General features: G+C 75.1%; 11 protein-coding genes. 3 read left to right on the forward strand and 8 right to left on the reverse strand.

What is annotated here, in order from left to right:
• Nucleotides 1–65: 65 nt before the first annotated feature.
• Nucleotides 66–1,520 (forward strand): MFS transporter, encoded by a 1,455-nt coding sequence (locus ACFC02_RS17250; protein ID WP_376357345.1) that lies wholly within the window; start codon nucleotides 66–68, stop codon nucleotides 1,518–1,520.
• A 232-nt stretch (nucleotides 1,521–1,752) separates the two neighbouring features.
• On the opposite strand, the gene ACFC02_RS17255 is transcribed toward ACFC02_RS17250, so the two are convergent.
• From ACFC02_RS17255 to ACFC02_RS17290, 8 genes are all read right to left on the reverse strand, one after another.
• Nucleotides 1,753–3,729, reverse strand: coding sequence for a TOMM precursor leader peptide-binding protein (locus tag ACFC02_RS17255; RefSeq protein ID WP_376357347.1), 1,977 nt, complete (start codon nucleotides 3,727–3,729; stop codon nucleotides 1,753–1,755).
• Nucleotides 3,722–5,146 carry a hypothetical protein gene (locus ACFC02_RS17260; protein WP_376357349.1) on the reverse strand — a complete coding sequence of 475 codons (1,425 nt, stop codon included), beginning with the start codon at nucleotides 5,144–5,146 and terminating at the stop codon, nucleotides 3,722–3,724. The genes ACFC02_RS17255 and ACFC02_RS17260 overlap by 8 nt, the downstream gene beginning before the upstream one ends.
• 49 nt (nucleotides 5,147–5,195) lie before the next feature.
• Complete coding sequence (locus tag ACFC02_RS17265) at nucleotides 5,196–6,509, reverse strand: nitroreductase family protein (protein ID WP_376357351.1); 1,314 nt, start codon at nucleotides 6,507–6,509, stop codon at nucleotides 5,196–5,198.
• Nucleotides 6,509–7,729 carry a thiopeptide maturation pyridine synthase gene (locus ACFC02_RS17270; RefSeq protein WP_376357353.1) on the reverse strand — a complete coding sequence of 407 codons (1,221 nt, stop codon included), beginning with the start codon at nucleotides 7,727–7,729 and terminating at the stop codon, nucleotides 6,509–6,511. The genes ACFC02_RS17265 and ACFC02_RS17270 overlap by 1 nt, the downstream gene beginning before the upstream one ends.
• Before the next feature lie 91 nt (nucleotides 7,730–7,820).
• A complete protein-coding gene (locus tag ACFC02_RS17275; protein ID WP_376357355.1) occupies nucleotides 7,821–8,792 on the reverse strand; it encodes a lantibiotic dehydratase C-terminal domain-containing protein in 972 nt (323 codons plus the stop codon).
• The gene (locus tag ACFC02_RS17280; protein WP_376357357.1) at nucleotides 8,786–11,698 is read right to left on the reverse strand and encodes a lantibiotic dehydratase; all 2,913 of its coding nucleotides are present in this window, start codon (nucleotides 11,696–11,698) and stop codon (nucleotides 8,786–8,788) included. The genes ACFC02_RS17275 and ACFC02_RS17280 overlap by 7 nt, the downstream gene beginning before the upstream one ends.
• Nucleotides 11,698–13,164 (reverse strand): hypothetical protein, encoded by a 1,467-nt coding sequence (locus ACFC02_RS17285; protein ID WP_376357359.1) that lies wholly within the window; start codon nucleotides 13,162–13,164, stop codon nucleotides 11,698–11,700. The genes ACFC02_RS17280 and ACFC02_RS17285 overlap by 1 nt, the downstream gene beginning before the upstream one ends.
• 148 nt (nucleotides 13,165–13,312) lie before the next feature.
• Nucleotides 13,313–14,356, reverse strand: a complete 1,044-nt coding sequence (locus ACFC02_RS17290) for a hypothetical protein (protein ID WP_376357361.1) — start codon at nucleotides 14,354–14,356, stop codon at nucleotides 13,313–13,315.
• 217 nt (nucleotides 14,357–14,573) lie between these two features.
• On the opposite strand from ACFC02_RS17290, the gene ACFC02_RS17295 reads away from it, so the two are divergent.
• Together ACFC02_RS17295 and ACFC02_RS17300 are read left to right on the forward strand one after the other, a co-directional pair.
• On the forward strand, nucleotides 14,574–14,765 hold the full coding sequence (locus ACFC02_RS17295; RefSeq protein WP_360970635.1) for a thiomuracin/GE37468 family thiazolyl RiPP peptide: 192 nt from the start codon (nucleotides 14,574–14,576) through the stop codon (nucleotides 14,763–14,765).
• 114 nt (nucleotides 14,766–14,879) lie between these two features.
• Complete coding sequence (locus tag ACFC02_RS17300; RefSeq protein WP_376357363.1) at nucleotides 14,880–15,377, forward strand: nuclear transport factor 2 family protein; 498 nt, start codon at nucleotides 14,880–14,882, stop codon at nucleotides 15,375–15,377.
• The last annotated feature ends 55 nt before the right edge of the window (nucleotides 15,378–15,432 follow it).

Here is a 15,432-nt window from a genome sequence, read left to right on the forward strand (position 1 = left end):
GACGAACACTGTTCTATAGTCGAACGAACACTATTCTATTGACACGATCGCTGTTCCTGTGTCGAATGCTGTTCGTGACTATTGACCGACTCTCCTCGCACCGCGAGGCGCCCGCCGTGCTGTCTGTGCGCAGCGCGTGGCTCGTGCTGGTGGTCGTCCTGCTCGGCGAGATCATGGATCTCGTCGACTCCAGCGTCGCCAACCTCGCCGGGCCGTCCATCCGGGCCGACCTCGGAGGCGGGCCGACGACCTTGCAGTGGGTGCTCTCCGCCTACACCGCCGCCTTCGCGATCGGCCTGATCACCTCGGGACGGCTCGGCGACCTGATCGGCCGCCGCAAGCTGTTCCTGATCGGCATGGCCGGGTTCACGCTGACCTCGCTGGCCTGCGGCCTCGCCCCCGGTCCCGCCTTCCTGATCCTCGCCCGGCTCCTGCAGGGGCTGTTCGGATCCGTGCTGATCCCGCAGGGCATGGCACTCGTGAAGACCGTCTTCCCGCCCGAACTCCTGCGCAAGGCGCTGATGCCGTTCGGCCCGATCATGGGCCTGGCCACGGTCGGCGGCCCGATCCTCGCCGGCTGGCTGCTGCATCTCGACCTCTTCGGCAGCCGCTGGCGCTCCATCTTCCTGATCAACGTGCCCTTCGGGATACTCGCCCTCGCGCTCGGGCGGCGCGCGCTGCCCCGACACGGCGGGGAGGATCCCGGCGCCCGCCTCGACCTGACCGGCGTGGGCCTGCTCACGGCAGGCTCCGCCCTGCTGATCGTCCCCCTCGTCCAGGGACGCGAACTCGGCTGGCCGGCCTGGAGCTACGCCATGATGGCGGCCTCCGTCGTGGTGATCGCGCTGTTCGTCGTCTCCGAGCGCCGCAGCAGCCACCCGGTCATCGCACCGTCCCTGTTCCGCAAGCGCACCTTCGTGGCCGGCCTGACGGTCGTCGCCGGTTTCTACGGCGCGTTGAGCGCGTTCGTCCTCGTCATCAACCTGCTGCTGCAACTCGGCATGGGCTGGACGCCGCTGCGCACCGGCCTGACGCTCGTTCCGTGGGCCCTCGGCACCACCGTCGCCGTCCTGTTCGGCGGTGGCGCGCTCGCCGAGAGGCTGGGGCGTGCCGCCCTGCGCATCGGGCTGTCCATCGCCGTGACCGGCCTGCTCGCCCTGTGGTGGTCCACCGGCCACTGGGGTACCGGCATCACCGTGTGGAGGCTGGCCCCGTCGCTGTTCCTGACCGGCTTCGGTGCGGGCCTGGTGTTCATCCCGCTGTTCGACTTCATCCTCGGCGACGCCACCGCCGAGGAGGTCGGCACCGGTGCGGGCATGCTCAACGCCGTCCAGCAGTTCGCCAACGCCATCGGCGTCGCCGCCCTCGGCACCGCGTTCTTCGCCCGGCTGGGGCACCCGTCCCCGCAGTCCTGCTTCACCGCCGCACACCTGATCTTCGCCGTCTGTGCCACCCTGTACGTCCTGACCCTGCTGCTCGTCGGGTTTCTGCCCAGGCGCTCACAGCAGGCCCCTGGGTGAGGCGCTGCCCTGCGCAGGTCAGCCGGGGCCCCGGCGCGTGAGGGGGCACCACCCTCAGGAGGGCCGCGGTCCTGGTGTGGACCGTGCGGGCGAGGGCGTCGTCCTGGGCCAGGTGCGAAGGGGCGTCCGGCCCCGACCCGCTGAAGAAGCCGTCATGTACCGCGCGCGGCGTGGCGGGTGCGTGCGCCCGCGCACCGCGCGGGCGCGGTCGGGGGAACGGGAACGGCTGCCTTCACGGGAAGGGGTGCGGATACGGGTTGACCTCCTCGGGACGGAGCGGTGCGGCGGTGCGGCCGAGCGTGTGGGGGACGGTCAGGACGCGGTCCAGGCCGGTGATCCTGCGCAGGTGGTGGCCGAAGGTCATCGGCAGCAGGCCCGGGACGAGGGTCTTGACGCAGGCCAGGCCGGCGGCGGTGTGGACCGGGGTCGTCTGGTCGACGACGATCGCTTCCAGGCCCGACGCGGCGAAACGTCCCACCAGCTCGTCGAGGTCCGCGCGCAGGTCGGTGTGGCGCGGCCAGGCGTGGCGGTCGGCGAGTTCCCGCACGTCGTGGCGGTCCGGCGGACGGCCGCCGGGTGCGAGCAGGAAGTCGAGGCGGCGGGCGGCGACGGGGTCGCAGTAGAGCAGCGCGTGATCGTCCATCAGGCGGACCTGCTCGGGGTCCTCGCGCATCCGGGCGGCGTCTTCCGTGCGCTGCGGGTAGATCAGCCGGTACGCCTCGACGGCGGTGACCAGTTCGTGCAGCGCGCCGAAGATCCCTCGCTCGGGATCGAGCCCGGAGCCGCCGGCGCACAGCAATCCGGGGCGGGCTTGCGCCGCCCCGGCGCCGGAGGCGGCGTCCGGGCGGGTGTCGACGGCGGTGGCCCAGAAGCTGGGGATGCCCTCGGCCCCGGTCACGTCGAACACCTCGACGCGGTAGCCGGTGCTGTCGCGGATCCGGTCGGCGAGCAGGCCGATCCGCCGGTCGCGCGCGGTGCGCAGGTCGAGCGCGGGGGCGGGCAGCCGGGCGTACCAGGTGAGCAGGAAGGCGTCGCGTTCGGCGAGTTCCAGGAGGCCGTACAGGGCGGCTTCCTCGACGCAGCCGCCGAGCGCGCAGCCGTTGGAGATCTCGGAGACGAACGGCCGGGCGGCCTGCGGGCGGTGCCGGCCGAGGCGGTAGTAGGCCAGGTGTTCGGGGACGAGGACCGGCTGTTCGCGGGTGAGCGAGTAGCCCCACACCCAGGGCAGTTCCAGGTCGGGGTGGTAGGGCTGGAAGGGGAAGCCGGGTTCCTGGTAGCGGTGCGGTTCGTGGCTGCCGGTGGTCGCCGGGTCCAGTACGCCGCCGGGGTGCAGGGCGGACAGTTCGCGGTGGCTGCCGTGCACCACCGTGCGCCGTCCTCCCGGGCGGCCTCCGCCGAGCCGCTCGAGCGCTTCGGCGACGGCGGTGACCCTGGCGGTCCGGAAGTCGAGCGCGCGGCCGTAACCGCCGTCGACCGACTCGGGCGGGCCGACCTTGGCCTCGGCGAACGGCAGCGTGTGCAGCCCGCGCGAGCGCAGCCCCTTGAGGACGCCGGTCTCGTCGTCGGCGTAACGCGCCTCCAGCTCCCCCCACTCCGCCCGCAGGTCCCGCACCCGCAGGACCGCCGGGTCCGGCTTGGGCCGGGCGGCCCGGACGATCGCCGCGCCCGCGGGGGAGTCGTCGGGCAGAGCACCGCAGTGGGGGCAGTGCGGGTCGGGCAGGAAGGTGTGGCGGGTGATCTCCAGGTCGGCGAGGCGGAGCAGGGTGACGGCCCGATCGGTGCGGTCCGCGGCGGTCGGCCCGCGCAGGGCGAGGGAGGCGGCGAGGTCGGCGGACAGCGGGGTGAGCAGGGGAGAGACCATGCCCGTGAGACGGCTGCCGTAAGTGGTGTGCAGAGCCGCTTGTTCGGCCGCGTCGGCCCGGGCCCCGGCGCGGCGGGCGGCGAGGCAGCGGTGGCAGCCGGGGGTGCCGGAGTGGACCAGTGGGCCGATGACCACGCGGTCCAGCTCGGCGACGACGGGCAGGAACGGCCCTTCGCCGAGGTCCGGATCCCGCAGGAGAACCGCCGCGGCGTCAGGTGTGTCGGCCGCGAGGAGCCGGGTGCCGGCCCGCGGCGGTGGTACGGCGTCGAGGCGGCGGGCGACGGCCCGGCCGACGAGGCCGCCGTCGTGGTGCAGCCGTGCCGCGGCCGGCCGGAGGGTCTCAGTCATCGCAGCGCACCGCTTTCAGCAGGTGGGGCAGGACCTCGGTGGCGGCCGGGTCGTGGTCGAGCGGGACGATCAGCGCGCGGCGTACGGGACCGCGCAGGTCGCCCAGCGCCGCCGCGACCGCCTCCTCGAAGGTGCCGCCCGAGCCGAGGCCGCGCGGCGCCCGTCCGTCCCGCGCCCGGACGGCTGCCACCGCGACCAGGTGGGCCGTGCCACGCTCCGGGCACCAGCCCCACAGCGCGGGGCCGTCGGCAGTGGCAACGAAGCGCCTTTCATCGAGGGCGAGTTGGGCGTAGTGCTGGAGCGCGCGCCGCGCCGTGCGCAGGCGCGCGGCGGTGAAGTCGCTTCCGGTGGCGTGGACACGGTGCGCGGCCCGGCCGGTGCGCGGGTCGCGGACCAGGGCACCGGACGCGTGGCGGGGGAACTGCGGCAGCGCGCCCTCGTCCAGGTCCGCGAGCAGCCCGGCACGCGGGTCGATGCAGTCGGCGGCGCGCCGGGAGAACTCCTCGGCGTCCACCGCCGGACCGTCGCGCAGGGCCGCGATCCCGGCGAGGAACCGCTCGGCGGACTGCGGGGCGGCGGGCAGCGCGGCCGGATGGGGACGGTAGCGGTGGCGGGTGGTGGTCAGGGTCGCCGTGTCCAGGCGGACGAGCGGTTCGGGCGCGCCCGGGTCGAGGAAGGCCTGCTGGAAGCGGTACGCCAGCAGCGTGGCGGCCAACTGGGCGCCGTCGGCCAGGCTTTGAATGGAGTGAGGGGTGTCCGCGGCACGGTCGGCGGCCTCGGAGCCGTGGACGCGCAGCCAGGCGCCCAGCCAGCCGCCGGCGGTGCGGTCGGCGCCCGGCGCGAGGGACGGGCCCAGCCACCAGGCGCCGGTGCCGTGGACGGCGGCGGCGAACCACAGACCGTGCGCGCGGCAGTCCTCGTCGAGCCGGGCGACGGACCGCGGATCGCCGCCCGCCGAGACCAGCAGCAGTGCGTCATGCCCGCCGGCCGCCACGGCGGCGCGGGCCGCCGCGTGGTCGGCGACCGCGGTGGTGCCGGGCAGGCCGGTCAGCCGCAGCGCGTGCGCCAGCGCGCGGGCGCCGGCCGGGGCGCCGAGGAGCAGGACCCGCAGCCCCGGGTAGGCGGCGGCGCGCGGGCCCGGGCCGGGGGCCGACAGGTCCGCGAGCAGTCCGTGCGCGTCGGCGATCCGCAGGACGCGCAGGACCACCGCGCGACGGGCCTCGTCGAGGCCGCCCAGCAACTGCTCCACCGTGCGGGTGCCGTCCAGGAACGGTGTGAGCCGGTCCAGCCATCCGGCGATGCCGGGGGCGGCGATCAGATCGGTGCCGCGACTGGAGCGCACGTGGACGGTGCCGCTGCCGCTCGGGGTGAGGAAGACGTCGGGGCGCAGGAGGGGAACGGAGTCGGAGGTGATCACTGTGTCCTCGGCCGGGGAGGGGACGCTGCGGTCGACGGGCCCGGGGAGGTCACCGCGGACCTCCCGGCCCGAGAAGCTGGTGGGCCGGTGTCCCGGCGCCGCGCTCCGGGCCGATCAGGGCCGCCAGCAGCGTCGTACGGTCGCGGGGCGCGCGCAGGGCGGCGTCGGCGGCCCTGGTGTCGACGTCGCAGCGGAGTCCGGCGCCGAGCCCGGCGCGGGCCGCGGCCAGGCCGATCCGCTGGCCGAGGACGCCCGCCCGCAGGTTGAGCATCCGGTACCAGCGGTCCCCGTACACCGGGTAGCCCGAGTCGTAGTCGCCGGTCACCACCACCGCGCAGGCGGCCTCGAAACCGGCCAGCTCACCCGGTCCGCCGGGTGGGAAAAGCCGCCGGGCGCCGACGCCGTCGGCGACCGGGACCAGGTGTCCGGAGCGCGGGTCGCGCCGGTGGCAGCCGGCTGCCAGCCCGGTGACGCGGTTGGCGACCACGTACAGGTCGAGGTCGGCGGGCACGGTGTGGTCCAGGGGCACCGGCCGGGCCGCCTGGTCCAGGACGGCGAGCACGGCGGCCAGCGGGACGGGCGCGGGCTCGAAACCGGACCGGGCCGTACGGCGGCGCAGCAGCGGAGCGTCGGGCGCGATCGCGCCGACCGGCCCGGCGGTGACGACCGCGTGGACGCGTTCCGCCTCCGGGTCGAGGCCGAGCAGGCGGCCCGACTCCTCGTCCGCGACGAGCGCGTGCGCGCACGGTGCGGCGCCGGCCGGCTCCAGCAGGGTGAGCGCCTGCCCGGTCAGTACGCCGGTGTCGAGCGCCTGCAGACGGTGGCCGAACGGGCCGTAGCGGGCCAGGTTCGCCTCCAGCCGGGTACTGATCAGCAGCAGCAACTCCGGTCGCTCCCGCGGCGGCAGGGCCAGCGAGCACGCGAGGTCGGCGCGCAGGTCGGTGCCGGTGAGCAGTTCCAGGGCGTGGGCCGTCGGCAGGTAGTGGCACAGACCGAAGGCGGTGGCCGCGTACACCTCGCCCGGGTAGGCGCCGCCGCCGGACGGCACCGCCCGGCCCGCGGACGGGCCGGTGCCGGTCCAGTCGACCCGGGTGACGCCGTTCAGCGCCGCGAGAAGCGCGCCCAGGCACTCGACGCCGCCGGACGGCCCCTGCCCTGCCGGGGCCGACGGGTACGCCGGCGGGAACGGCAGCGGGAGGACGGGCGTGCCGGGCCGGTGTGCGGGCGGGGCGCTGCCCGCCGCCGGGTCGATGGCGGGCAGCACACTGCCGTACCGGGCGTGGTACCGGCGTGCCGCGACCCCGCCGGTCTCGGCGGTCGGGGGGTAGGCGTCGGGCTGCGCGGCCGGTGCGGCGGCCCTCATCAGCGGGCCCGCGCCGGTGCGGTGGCCGCCGTCGGCGTGCCGCCGGCGTCCTCGGCGGTGGCCAGGACGAGGTCGAGCGCGCTGACCCCGTAGACCTCCTCCACCGCGTCGGCGGCGAGGTGGCAGAGCAGGTAGCGGGTCAGACCGGGCAGGCCGAGCCGGGAGAGGTGGAGATAGGTGTAGTTGAGCATCAGGCGGTAGCGCAGGAAGCGCGGATCGCGGTACATCATCCGCTTGTACGTGGCGCTGCCGCTGATCGCCCGGTGCAGCGGGCTGGCCGAGAGCAGGTCGCCGAACCCGTTCTCCTCGTCGTCCGGGATGTCCGCCTCGGGGATCTCACCGGCCTCGTACAGCGCGGTCCAGCGCTCGCCGAGCGGGTCGATCGCGGCCACCCAGTGACGCAACGCCGCTGTGCCGCCCGGCTCGATCGCGGTGCCGGTCTCGACGGTGCCCGTCTCGGCCGTGGCGGAGTCGAAGGCCGCGACCACGGCCCGCACCTGCGCGGTGAGCACCGCCCGGTTGGCCGTGTAGCGCCGCTCGAAAGCCTCCCGCGCCTGCGGACCGGCCGTGCTCAGGTAGCCCTCGGCGTGCGAACGGAAGGAGACGAACCCGCGCCGGATCGAGGGGTCCCGCGGGTGCCGGCAGAGCATGTGCGCGGTGGCGAGCATCAGCCGCAGGGCCAGCGTCTCGCGCGGCAGACCCGTCGCGACCAACTCCAGGTGTGCGAAGAGCAGGTCGTTGGTGGACTCGTAGAAAAGGGCGAGTTCGTCGGCGCCGACCGGGCAGCCGAGCACGTCGATCCGCCGGTCGTGCTCCTCCCAGGTGATCGAGTTGTCCGGGTAGAAGGGGGTCAGCGGGCCGGTTTCCCGTTCGGCGGCGGCGAGACGCCGGTGCAGCGGCAGCAGGGCGCCCTCGTCGACGGCGGGCCCCCTGGAGGGACACGCCCGCAGATAGCCGCCGACCAGTTCGCGGACGGCGGGCTCCACCACCTCGGCGAAGACGGCGGGCGTGGCCCGGAACACCAGGCGCAGATGCGGCCCGCGGCGCCAGTGCCGCACCACGTAGGCCGATTCGGCGTGTCGGGCGCAGCGCTCGATGACCGGCCGCACGGCCCGCAGGATCAGCTGGTCGGTGCCCTCGCCGAAGTACGCGATGTGGGCCGCGCGCCACTGCGGCTCGGCGCGCCCTTGCGACTCGGCCACAGGCGGGGTGTCTGCCATGCGGAATACCTCCTTCGTGGTTGCCGTTCGCCCGGTTCCGGGTGGGGTGCGGTCGGCCTCGTGCGGCGCCCTGCCGTCGGGCCGGTCGCGCTCAGCCGTACTCGGTCAGGGGACGGATCGCGGGGCCGCCGCCGGTCAGCTCCGCCACGGCGAGCAGGGCCAGGCCGCGCAAGGTCGCCTCCTGGTCGAGCCGTACGCCGAGGCGGTTGCACGCCAGATGGGTCAGGTGGCCGGCCAGCCGGGCCGGGTCGGCGGCCTGCCGCTGGGCGTGCCGGCAGGAGTCGAGCCACCGGGTCACCGGGTCGGCATCGGCCGGAGGGGTACCAGCCGGGTCCGTAAAGGCCGGACCGGCACCGGGCGGTACGGCCCCCGTTGCCGTTGCCGTTGCCGTGGCCGTCCGGCGCGCCGCGCGGGCCACGCCGAGCAGCGCGGCGCGCCGGTGCCGGTACTGCGCCACCACGTCCGGAGCCGGCGGGTGGGGCGAGGAAGCGGTCGTGTCCGTGCTGCCGGCCAGCAGGGCGAAGCAGTGCGCCATCCGCCGCGCCGTGCCCCACCCCTCGACCACGGCGGTGGTGGCCAGCTCGCTGCACGTGGCGAAGGACTCCTCGACCACCCGTAACGCGGCGCCGTGACCGTACTTGGTGTGTTCGGGCCGGTAGGGGCAGAAGGCCAGGCTGTTGTTGGGGGCCGGCGTCCCGGGCTCGCTCTCCGGTTCCTGCGCGGCCAACTGCGCGGCGAGCACATGGTATTGATGTTCCGACATGGGCCGCGAGGACGGCCGGGTGCGGAAGAACGCGGCGGCGTGCGCGGCCAGGGCGTCGCGCGCGGCGGACTCGGCCGCGGGCGCGGTCAGGCGCACCCGCAGGCGCAGGTGGGGACCGCCCTGCCAGTGGCGGAGGAAGAAGTGGCGGTCGATCAGGCCACGCCCGCGCAGTTCTTCGGACACCCGGGGGACCAGTTCGCGGACCACCAGGTCCAGCGGGTGCGCGGTGAACACGTGTGCGCTGACCCACCGGCCCTCGGACTCCCGGTCCGGTACGCCCGAGGGCTCACGGTTCAGCATGTCCGCGCCCCCCGTTCCGCCGCTCCCACCCCGGCCGGGGGCAGTTCGATCAGGAATTCGGCGGCGTACCGGCGGCCGTCCCGGCCGGCCGGCGCGTCGTGGAGGTCGGGCAGGGCCTCGGTGAGCAGCAGCGGCCGGCCCGTGGCCGCCGCCCGCTCGAAGATGCGCAGCAGGTGAGGATGGGAGAAGTCGAGGTACACCGGCTTGCGGTCCTTGTCGTGCAGCGCCGGGCCGGTGAAGCCCCCGGCGGGCCGCGGTGTGAGGACACGCAGGAAGCAACACGGGGGCAGGCCGAGCGCCACGCGCCAGGCGTGCACCCGGACCAGGTACGCGGCGTCCTGTTCCCCGGCGGCGCGGGCGGGCGCCCGGCCGACGTCGACGAACCATGCCGCGCGGCGCAGCACCACGGTCCCCAGGGCGAGCCGGGGCACCTTCGTCCAGCCCGCACCGGATGCCGGCTCCGGGTCCCGGTGCGAGGGGTCGCTCAGGACCGGCCCGAGGAGCTGCCAGAACTGCGGCCAGTCCGACCAGAAGGTGTACGGGGTCTGGCCGAAGACCTCCATCATCAGCCGGGCCGGCAGCGGGAGCAGCGGTGTGGCGAGCAGGCCCAGGTGCAGCGGCCTCACGTCACGGCCGGTGGGCCGGTGGACGAGGCGCAGGCGCCGGGCGTGCCGATCGTGTACGACGTCCAGATCGGCGGGGCGGATCAGCTGGCCGGCGGGGCGGTGCGAGGTGGCGCCGTCCAGGTCGACGGCGTACCGGGTGGCGGGTGCACGCTGGTTGAGGGCACTGCCGAAGGTGGCGTCGAACTCCGCGTAGAGTGTGGCGCTTTCGGAGTCGTCGCGGGCGGGTTCCTCGGTGGCCGGCGGGCACGGGTGCGGTGTGCCGAGCTGGCGGGCGATCCGGGTCAGGCCGGTGCCGTGACCGCAGGTGACCGTGTTCAGCACCAGGGCCGGCCCGGCTCCACCGTCGGGCAGCGTCTGGACGTAGCAGGCATGGCGGTCGCCCGCGGTGTGCGGATCGGGCCAGGTGCCGCAGAGCTGGCGGACGGCACGCGGAGCGAGGCGGACCGTGCCGTCGGGGGCGGGTGGGGCGTCGGCGATCAGACGGCGCAGCTCGTCGCTGCGCCGCACGTCACGCTCGGTGGGTGGCTCGTGCCCGGCTTCGGCCCAGCGGGCGCCGAAGTCCTGGAGGAAGCCGGTGAGCGGCCGTACGAAACCCGGGCCGTAGGCGGTCGAGGCGCTGTGCCGGAGCGCTTCGCGCCGGGGGCTGAGCGTGTCGAAGGGGGCGAGCAGCGCGGGCACCAGGGCGAGATCGTCCAGGGCCGTCCGCCAGGCGGCCGGATCGAGGGCGGCGGCGGTGCCGGCGGCGAGGGTGTTGTGGAAGTACGGCGTCCCGCGCTCCAGTCGTTCGGTCCCACCGAGCAGTCCGAGCCGGCGGGCCGCGTCCGTGGTGCGGGCGTGCACGGTGGCGGCGATCTCCCGGTGGGACCCCGGCGTGGCTGCTCGGGCGGCGTCCGTGCGGTCGCGGACGGCGCGCAGGTCGGCGAGCAGCGGCCGGACGCGGTCGTCGCGCCCGGCGGCGGGCAGGTGCCGGGAGAGCCAGTCGCAGAGCGAGGCCGCGTCGAGTTCCTGGTCCGGCAGGCCGAGCCGGATCTCCAGCAGGCCGAGCCGGACGAGGCGGGCGAGGACGGCGTCGGCGGCGGCAACCCCGGTCGAGCCGTCGGCGCCGTCGGCTGAGATGCGGGCAGAGCCGGTCGTGATGTCGGCGCCGCGCGGTGCGCCGTGGGTACCGGAGGTCGTTGCGTCCGCGCCGCCGTTCGAAGCGGCGGTGCCCCCGTTCGAAGTGGCGGTGTACACGGTGGAGTTGATGGCGCCACCGGTGGTGGTGACCCCGGTGGCGGTGGTGGCCCCCGGCTCGGGCGCGCCGAGCAGGGCACGCAACCGCTGCGGACTCCCGGCCTCGCGGGCCGCCGCCAGTATCGCGTCCAGGGCCGGCGTGGCGGGCAGGGCGCGCACCTCGCCGGAGGGCCCCGGTGCGGTGAACAGCCACTGCTCCTCTCCGCCGGCGGAGCGCACGCGGGTGGCCCACGGGTTGACCCGCAGGCGTACCGCCGCGTCCAGCTCGGGCAGGAGGGCGACAGCGGCGGCGATCCGGGACAGCGGCAGCAGACTGGCCTCGGCCACCTCGGTCCGGACGGTGCTCTCCAGGCGCACCGTGGCGTCCGCGTCCGCCGCCCAACGGCCGAAGCCGGCGGCGGCGAAGGTGGTCAGCGGGCTGGGCTTGGCCATGGCGCGGGCCGCGTACTTGGCCAGCCGGACCGCCGCCCCGTCCAGCGGCCGTCGGCCGGCCCCGTCGCGCTCGCTCCAGCGCAGCACGTCGTCGTACAGGTCCGCGCTGGCGTAACCGAGACCGGCGGCGAACGCAGGGTCCCGTACGAGTTTGGCGAGGGCCGCCGCCGCGGACCGGGTCTCGGCGGCGAGGGTGTGCTCCAGCTCGGCGAAGAGCACGGCCCGGGTGCGGTGCCGGGCGCAGTGCCGGTGGAGACGCCCGGTGAGGCCGGTCCCGAGCACGTGCGGCGGGGCTGTCCGGTCCAGCAGCGCGGTGATGCGGGCGCCCTGGTGGACGGCGCGGCGCAGGCCCACCAGCCGTGCCTTGAACGGGCGGGCGGGCTCCGTGCCGATCAGGGCGTACAGCGCCGCGCCGAGACACTCCGCGTCGGCGGCGAGCCGGTGGTCCAAGGACACGATCCGCGCGGCGAGTTCGGTGCTGCGCGGGATCCGGGAAGCGTCCAGGGCGGTGCCGGGGAGCCCGGCGATCCGCACACCGACGGGGGCGGAGAGCGGGCCCGCGCCGGGAGCGGTGGCCGAAGGGGCCGCGGGGGCGGTCGGGGCGCCGGGGGCCATCAGAAGACCACCGGGAGGCGGAAGGCAGCGCTCCGCCGCGACGTGCCGAGTGCCACCTGGAAGAGCACCGTCTCCTCGTCCGGCGCCAGATCGAGCAGGCGTTCCGCGCGGGCGGCGTCGTAGCCGTTGTGCACCCGGGCGGCCAGACCGTGGCCGGCCGCGACGACGCAGAGCCGGTGTGCCACCGCGCCGGCGGTCAGGTGGAGCCTGCGGAAGGCGTCCGCGCCGTACCGGGCCACCGCACTGCCGCGCCGGACGGCGACGTAGGCGGTGCAGGCGGTGGCGCGGAAGTTCAGCGACACCCGGCCCTCCGTCTGCCCGATCTGCTCCAGCAGGGCGAGCGGGTCGCCGTCGCGCACCGGACGCAGTCGACCGCCCTCGTGGACGTAGTGGCCCGGCGTGACGCCTTCGACACGCCGTACCAGCAGATGGCAGGAGAAGTCGCCGAACGGCGCGTCGCTGAGGGCCGCGTCGAGGTCGGCGAGCAGCGCCCGCGGGGCGGCCACCGGGGCCGGGTCGAAGAGCGCGGCACCGGAGTGGCGGGCGCGGAGCACCGGGGCCAGGTCGGGCGGAAGCCAGGCCCGACCGGTCGGGTGCCGTGCGGACGGCCCGATCTCCAGGAAGCCCATCGGGTGTTCCCCTGCGGCCTGCGGCCCGTTCGCGCAGAGGCCGAGCAGGCGCTCGCGGTCGGCGACGGGCCGGGCTCGCAGGCCGAGGGCGGCGGCGACCAGGTGCACGGCGCCCAGCAGCATCCCGGCCTCCTGGGCGCACAGCCGCGGGGCGTAGTCGCCGTAGAGCCGCGCCGTCCGCGCGAACCGGCTGGTGATCACGAGGTATCGGGGCGGGCCCGGATCACCCGGCCGCTGGATCGTCTCCCCGTCGCCCGGTCGGCGCCGTCGAACGAGCTGGTGGTGGAGCGGATCGAAGCGGTACGCCCCCTCGGGGGTGACCAGGGTGAGTTCGCTCGGATAGCGGCAGCGTGCGGAGGCCACCGCACGGTGGAGCGGGCGGCCGCCCGGTGTCAGATCGTGCTGGAGCAGTCCGTAGGAGTAGTGCAGCAGCGCGGCGAGGACGACCGGGTCGGCGAGGCCGGCCGGGGAAGCGGGGGAGGGGGTGAGGTGGAGCGGCGGCGGCGCCAACGGCAGGTGTGGCCCGTCGGGAAGCACCTCGGGGCCCGCGTCGGCCGTGCCTGGGGCCGGGGACCCGGCGGCGAGGGTGTCCGGGATGGCCCGGCGGGAGTAGACCGCCTCCGACCACAGCGTCATCGGAAACGGGCCGCCGCTCGCGTGACTCTCGGCGACTGCGTCAACTGCGTCAACTGCGTCAACTGCTTCGACCGCGTCGGCCAAGTCGAGCGGATCGGGCTGGGCGGCCGTGTCGGCCGGCTGCGCCGCGTCGGTCCCGTCCCTCACGTCTGTCCTGTCCAGCACGCCCGCCCCGTTGAACACGCCTGTCTCGTCGAACATGTCTGCCCCGCTGAGTGCGCCCGCCCCGTTGAACACGCCTGTGCTGCTGAACACGTCGTCCCGTTCAACACGCCTGCCCCGCAAGGCCCGCCGGCCCCGCTGTTCACACCGGTCACGCCAGCAACCGGGGCTCTCCCCGTTCCTTCCCTCACACCGCGTCCGCGTCGTCGAAGCGCCCGGTGAGCAGGTCCAGCACCGTCGGCCCGCTCGCCGGTGACGGACGGCCGCCGTCGGAGCCGTCCAGGCCCGCCATCCGGTACAGCAGGTGCAGGCAGAGCCGGTCGGCGGCGAGCGCCGCGACCGGACCGCCCAGGTAGGGGCTCGGCGTCCGCCCGCCACTGCCGCCGGTGCTGCCCGTCGCCTCCGGGCCACTCCCAAACCCGTTGTCCGGTGGCCCGCCGGGGGCCGGTGACCGCGACGCGCCGTGCCCGGCACCCCGTGTCTTCGGTGCGCCCGGATCGTCCACCGCGCTGATCACGATGTGCTGCCCCCGGCCCGTGGCCTGCCCGTACGGGACCCCGGCGCGCCCCGCCAGCGCGCGGGCCCGCGCTGCCGGCTCCGGGGCGAGCACGTCAGAGCCGAGCAGCAGCACGCCCGTGTCGGAGGGCAGTTCACGAAGAGGTCCGTTCAGCTGCTCGAAGCGGAAGCAACCGCCCTCCGCTTCGAGCGACGCGACGCATTCGTGCAGCCGGGCCGTGTCCGTCGTGGGCTCGGCGCTCCGGCCCGCCTCGTCGGCGAGGTGCAGGCGGACGTGCGCCACACCGGAGGCGAGCAGGGCGAGCACCAGCGCGCCCGCCACGCGTCCGGATCCGACCACCACGGGGGCGCAGCCGCGGTAGCGCTCGAAGCGGTGCTCCGGCGAGTCCGCACGCGCCGCGACGAAGTCGATCAGCGCGGCGTGGCGTTCCCGCACCCGCGGACTGAGCCCGTGCGGCAGATCACCCGTGGCATCGCGTACGAAGCCTTCGCGGGCCAGCATGTCCACCAGCGCGCGGACCTGCCGCGCGGCCTGCGACGGGAGGTCGGCGGTGAGCCGGTCCAGGCTGCTGCCGCCGTCCAGGAACGGCCGCAGCCGCTCCAGCCAGGGGTACATGCCCGGCACGGCGAAGGCCGCGGTGTGCCGGGGCCCGCTGATCACCACACCTCGGTCGGAGGGCAGCAGATGTGTGTCGGGAAGCAGTCTCGGCCTCATCGCCACCTCCATCGGATGCTGCAACGGGAATGTGTGCTTCCGCAGACGCGCGAGCGCCCGCCGAAGTCGCGACTCGTGGCCTCTCGGTGGCCGACCCTAGCCGAGCCCAATGGTCTAGTCCATCCCCTTCACAAGTGCCGATCGCCACGCTAGGGTCCGAACTCGTTGTCGACACAGTCTTGTTGACACATCGTCAGTTACGGGAAGGAGGGTTCTGATGAACGAGTTCAGCAACGGTTCGCCCTCGCTCGCCGCGGCGGTCGCCGACCTCGCGCTGGACCTCGACCTCGGCTCGCTGGCCGAGGACGAGCACAGCCAGTCGCTCACGGCGGGACACGGCATGACCGAAGTGAGTGCGTCCTTCTGCTGCGCCCCGCCGCCGAACTGCTGCAACTGCAGCTGTTCCTGAGTCGCGACGTGGGCGGGGGGGGCCGGCCCGCCCGGCACACACCGGCGTACACCCTCTGAGGAGTTGTGGCCCCCGCCTTGACCTCGAGCGCGCTTGAGGAAGGAGGCTGCGGGCATGGACACCGAAGAGATGCGGCGGCAGGTGCGGAGCCTGACCGACCGTGCCGAGATCACCGACCTGTTGGACCGCTACCTGCGCTCCCTGGACGACGGGGTCTTCGACGAGGAGTGGGCGCGCGCGTTCCACGCCGAGGACGTCACCGCGGACATGCCCGTCGGCGTCGTCCACGGCCGCGACGCCCTGCTGGCCCGGGTCGGACGGGCCATGGCGCTGTTCGACCGCACCGTGCACCTGGGTACCAATGCCGTCATCGAGATCGACGGCGCCCGGGCCAGGGCCCGTGGCGCCCAGTTGAGCACCCACGTCCTGGCGGACGGCTCGGGCGGCGTCTTCGTCTCCGCCGGTCATACCGAGACCGAACTGGTCAGGACGGACGAGGGCTGGCGGATCTCCGCATCGGCGCTGCGGGTGGTGTGGACCCAGGGGCCTCCACCACGGCTGCCGGACGACTTCGCCCACGCACCCGTGGGCGGGACCGCTCCAGCCTCCTGACGGACGCGTCCCGAGGCGCTCCGTTCTCGCCGTACGCGAAGGAGGGGGCCGGCGC

It is taken from the genome of Streptomyces sp. NPDC056160, assembly GCF_042268205.1.
Taxonomy (GTDB): Bacteria; Actinomycetota; Actinomycetes; order Streptomycetales; family Streptomycetaceae; genus Streptomyces.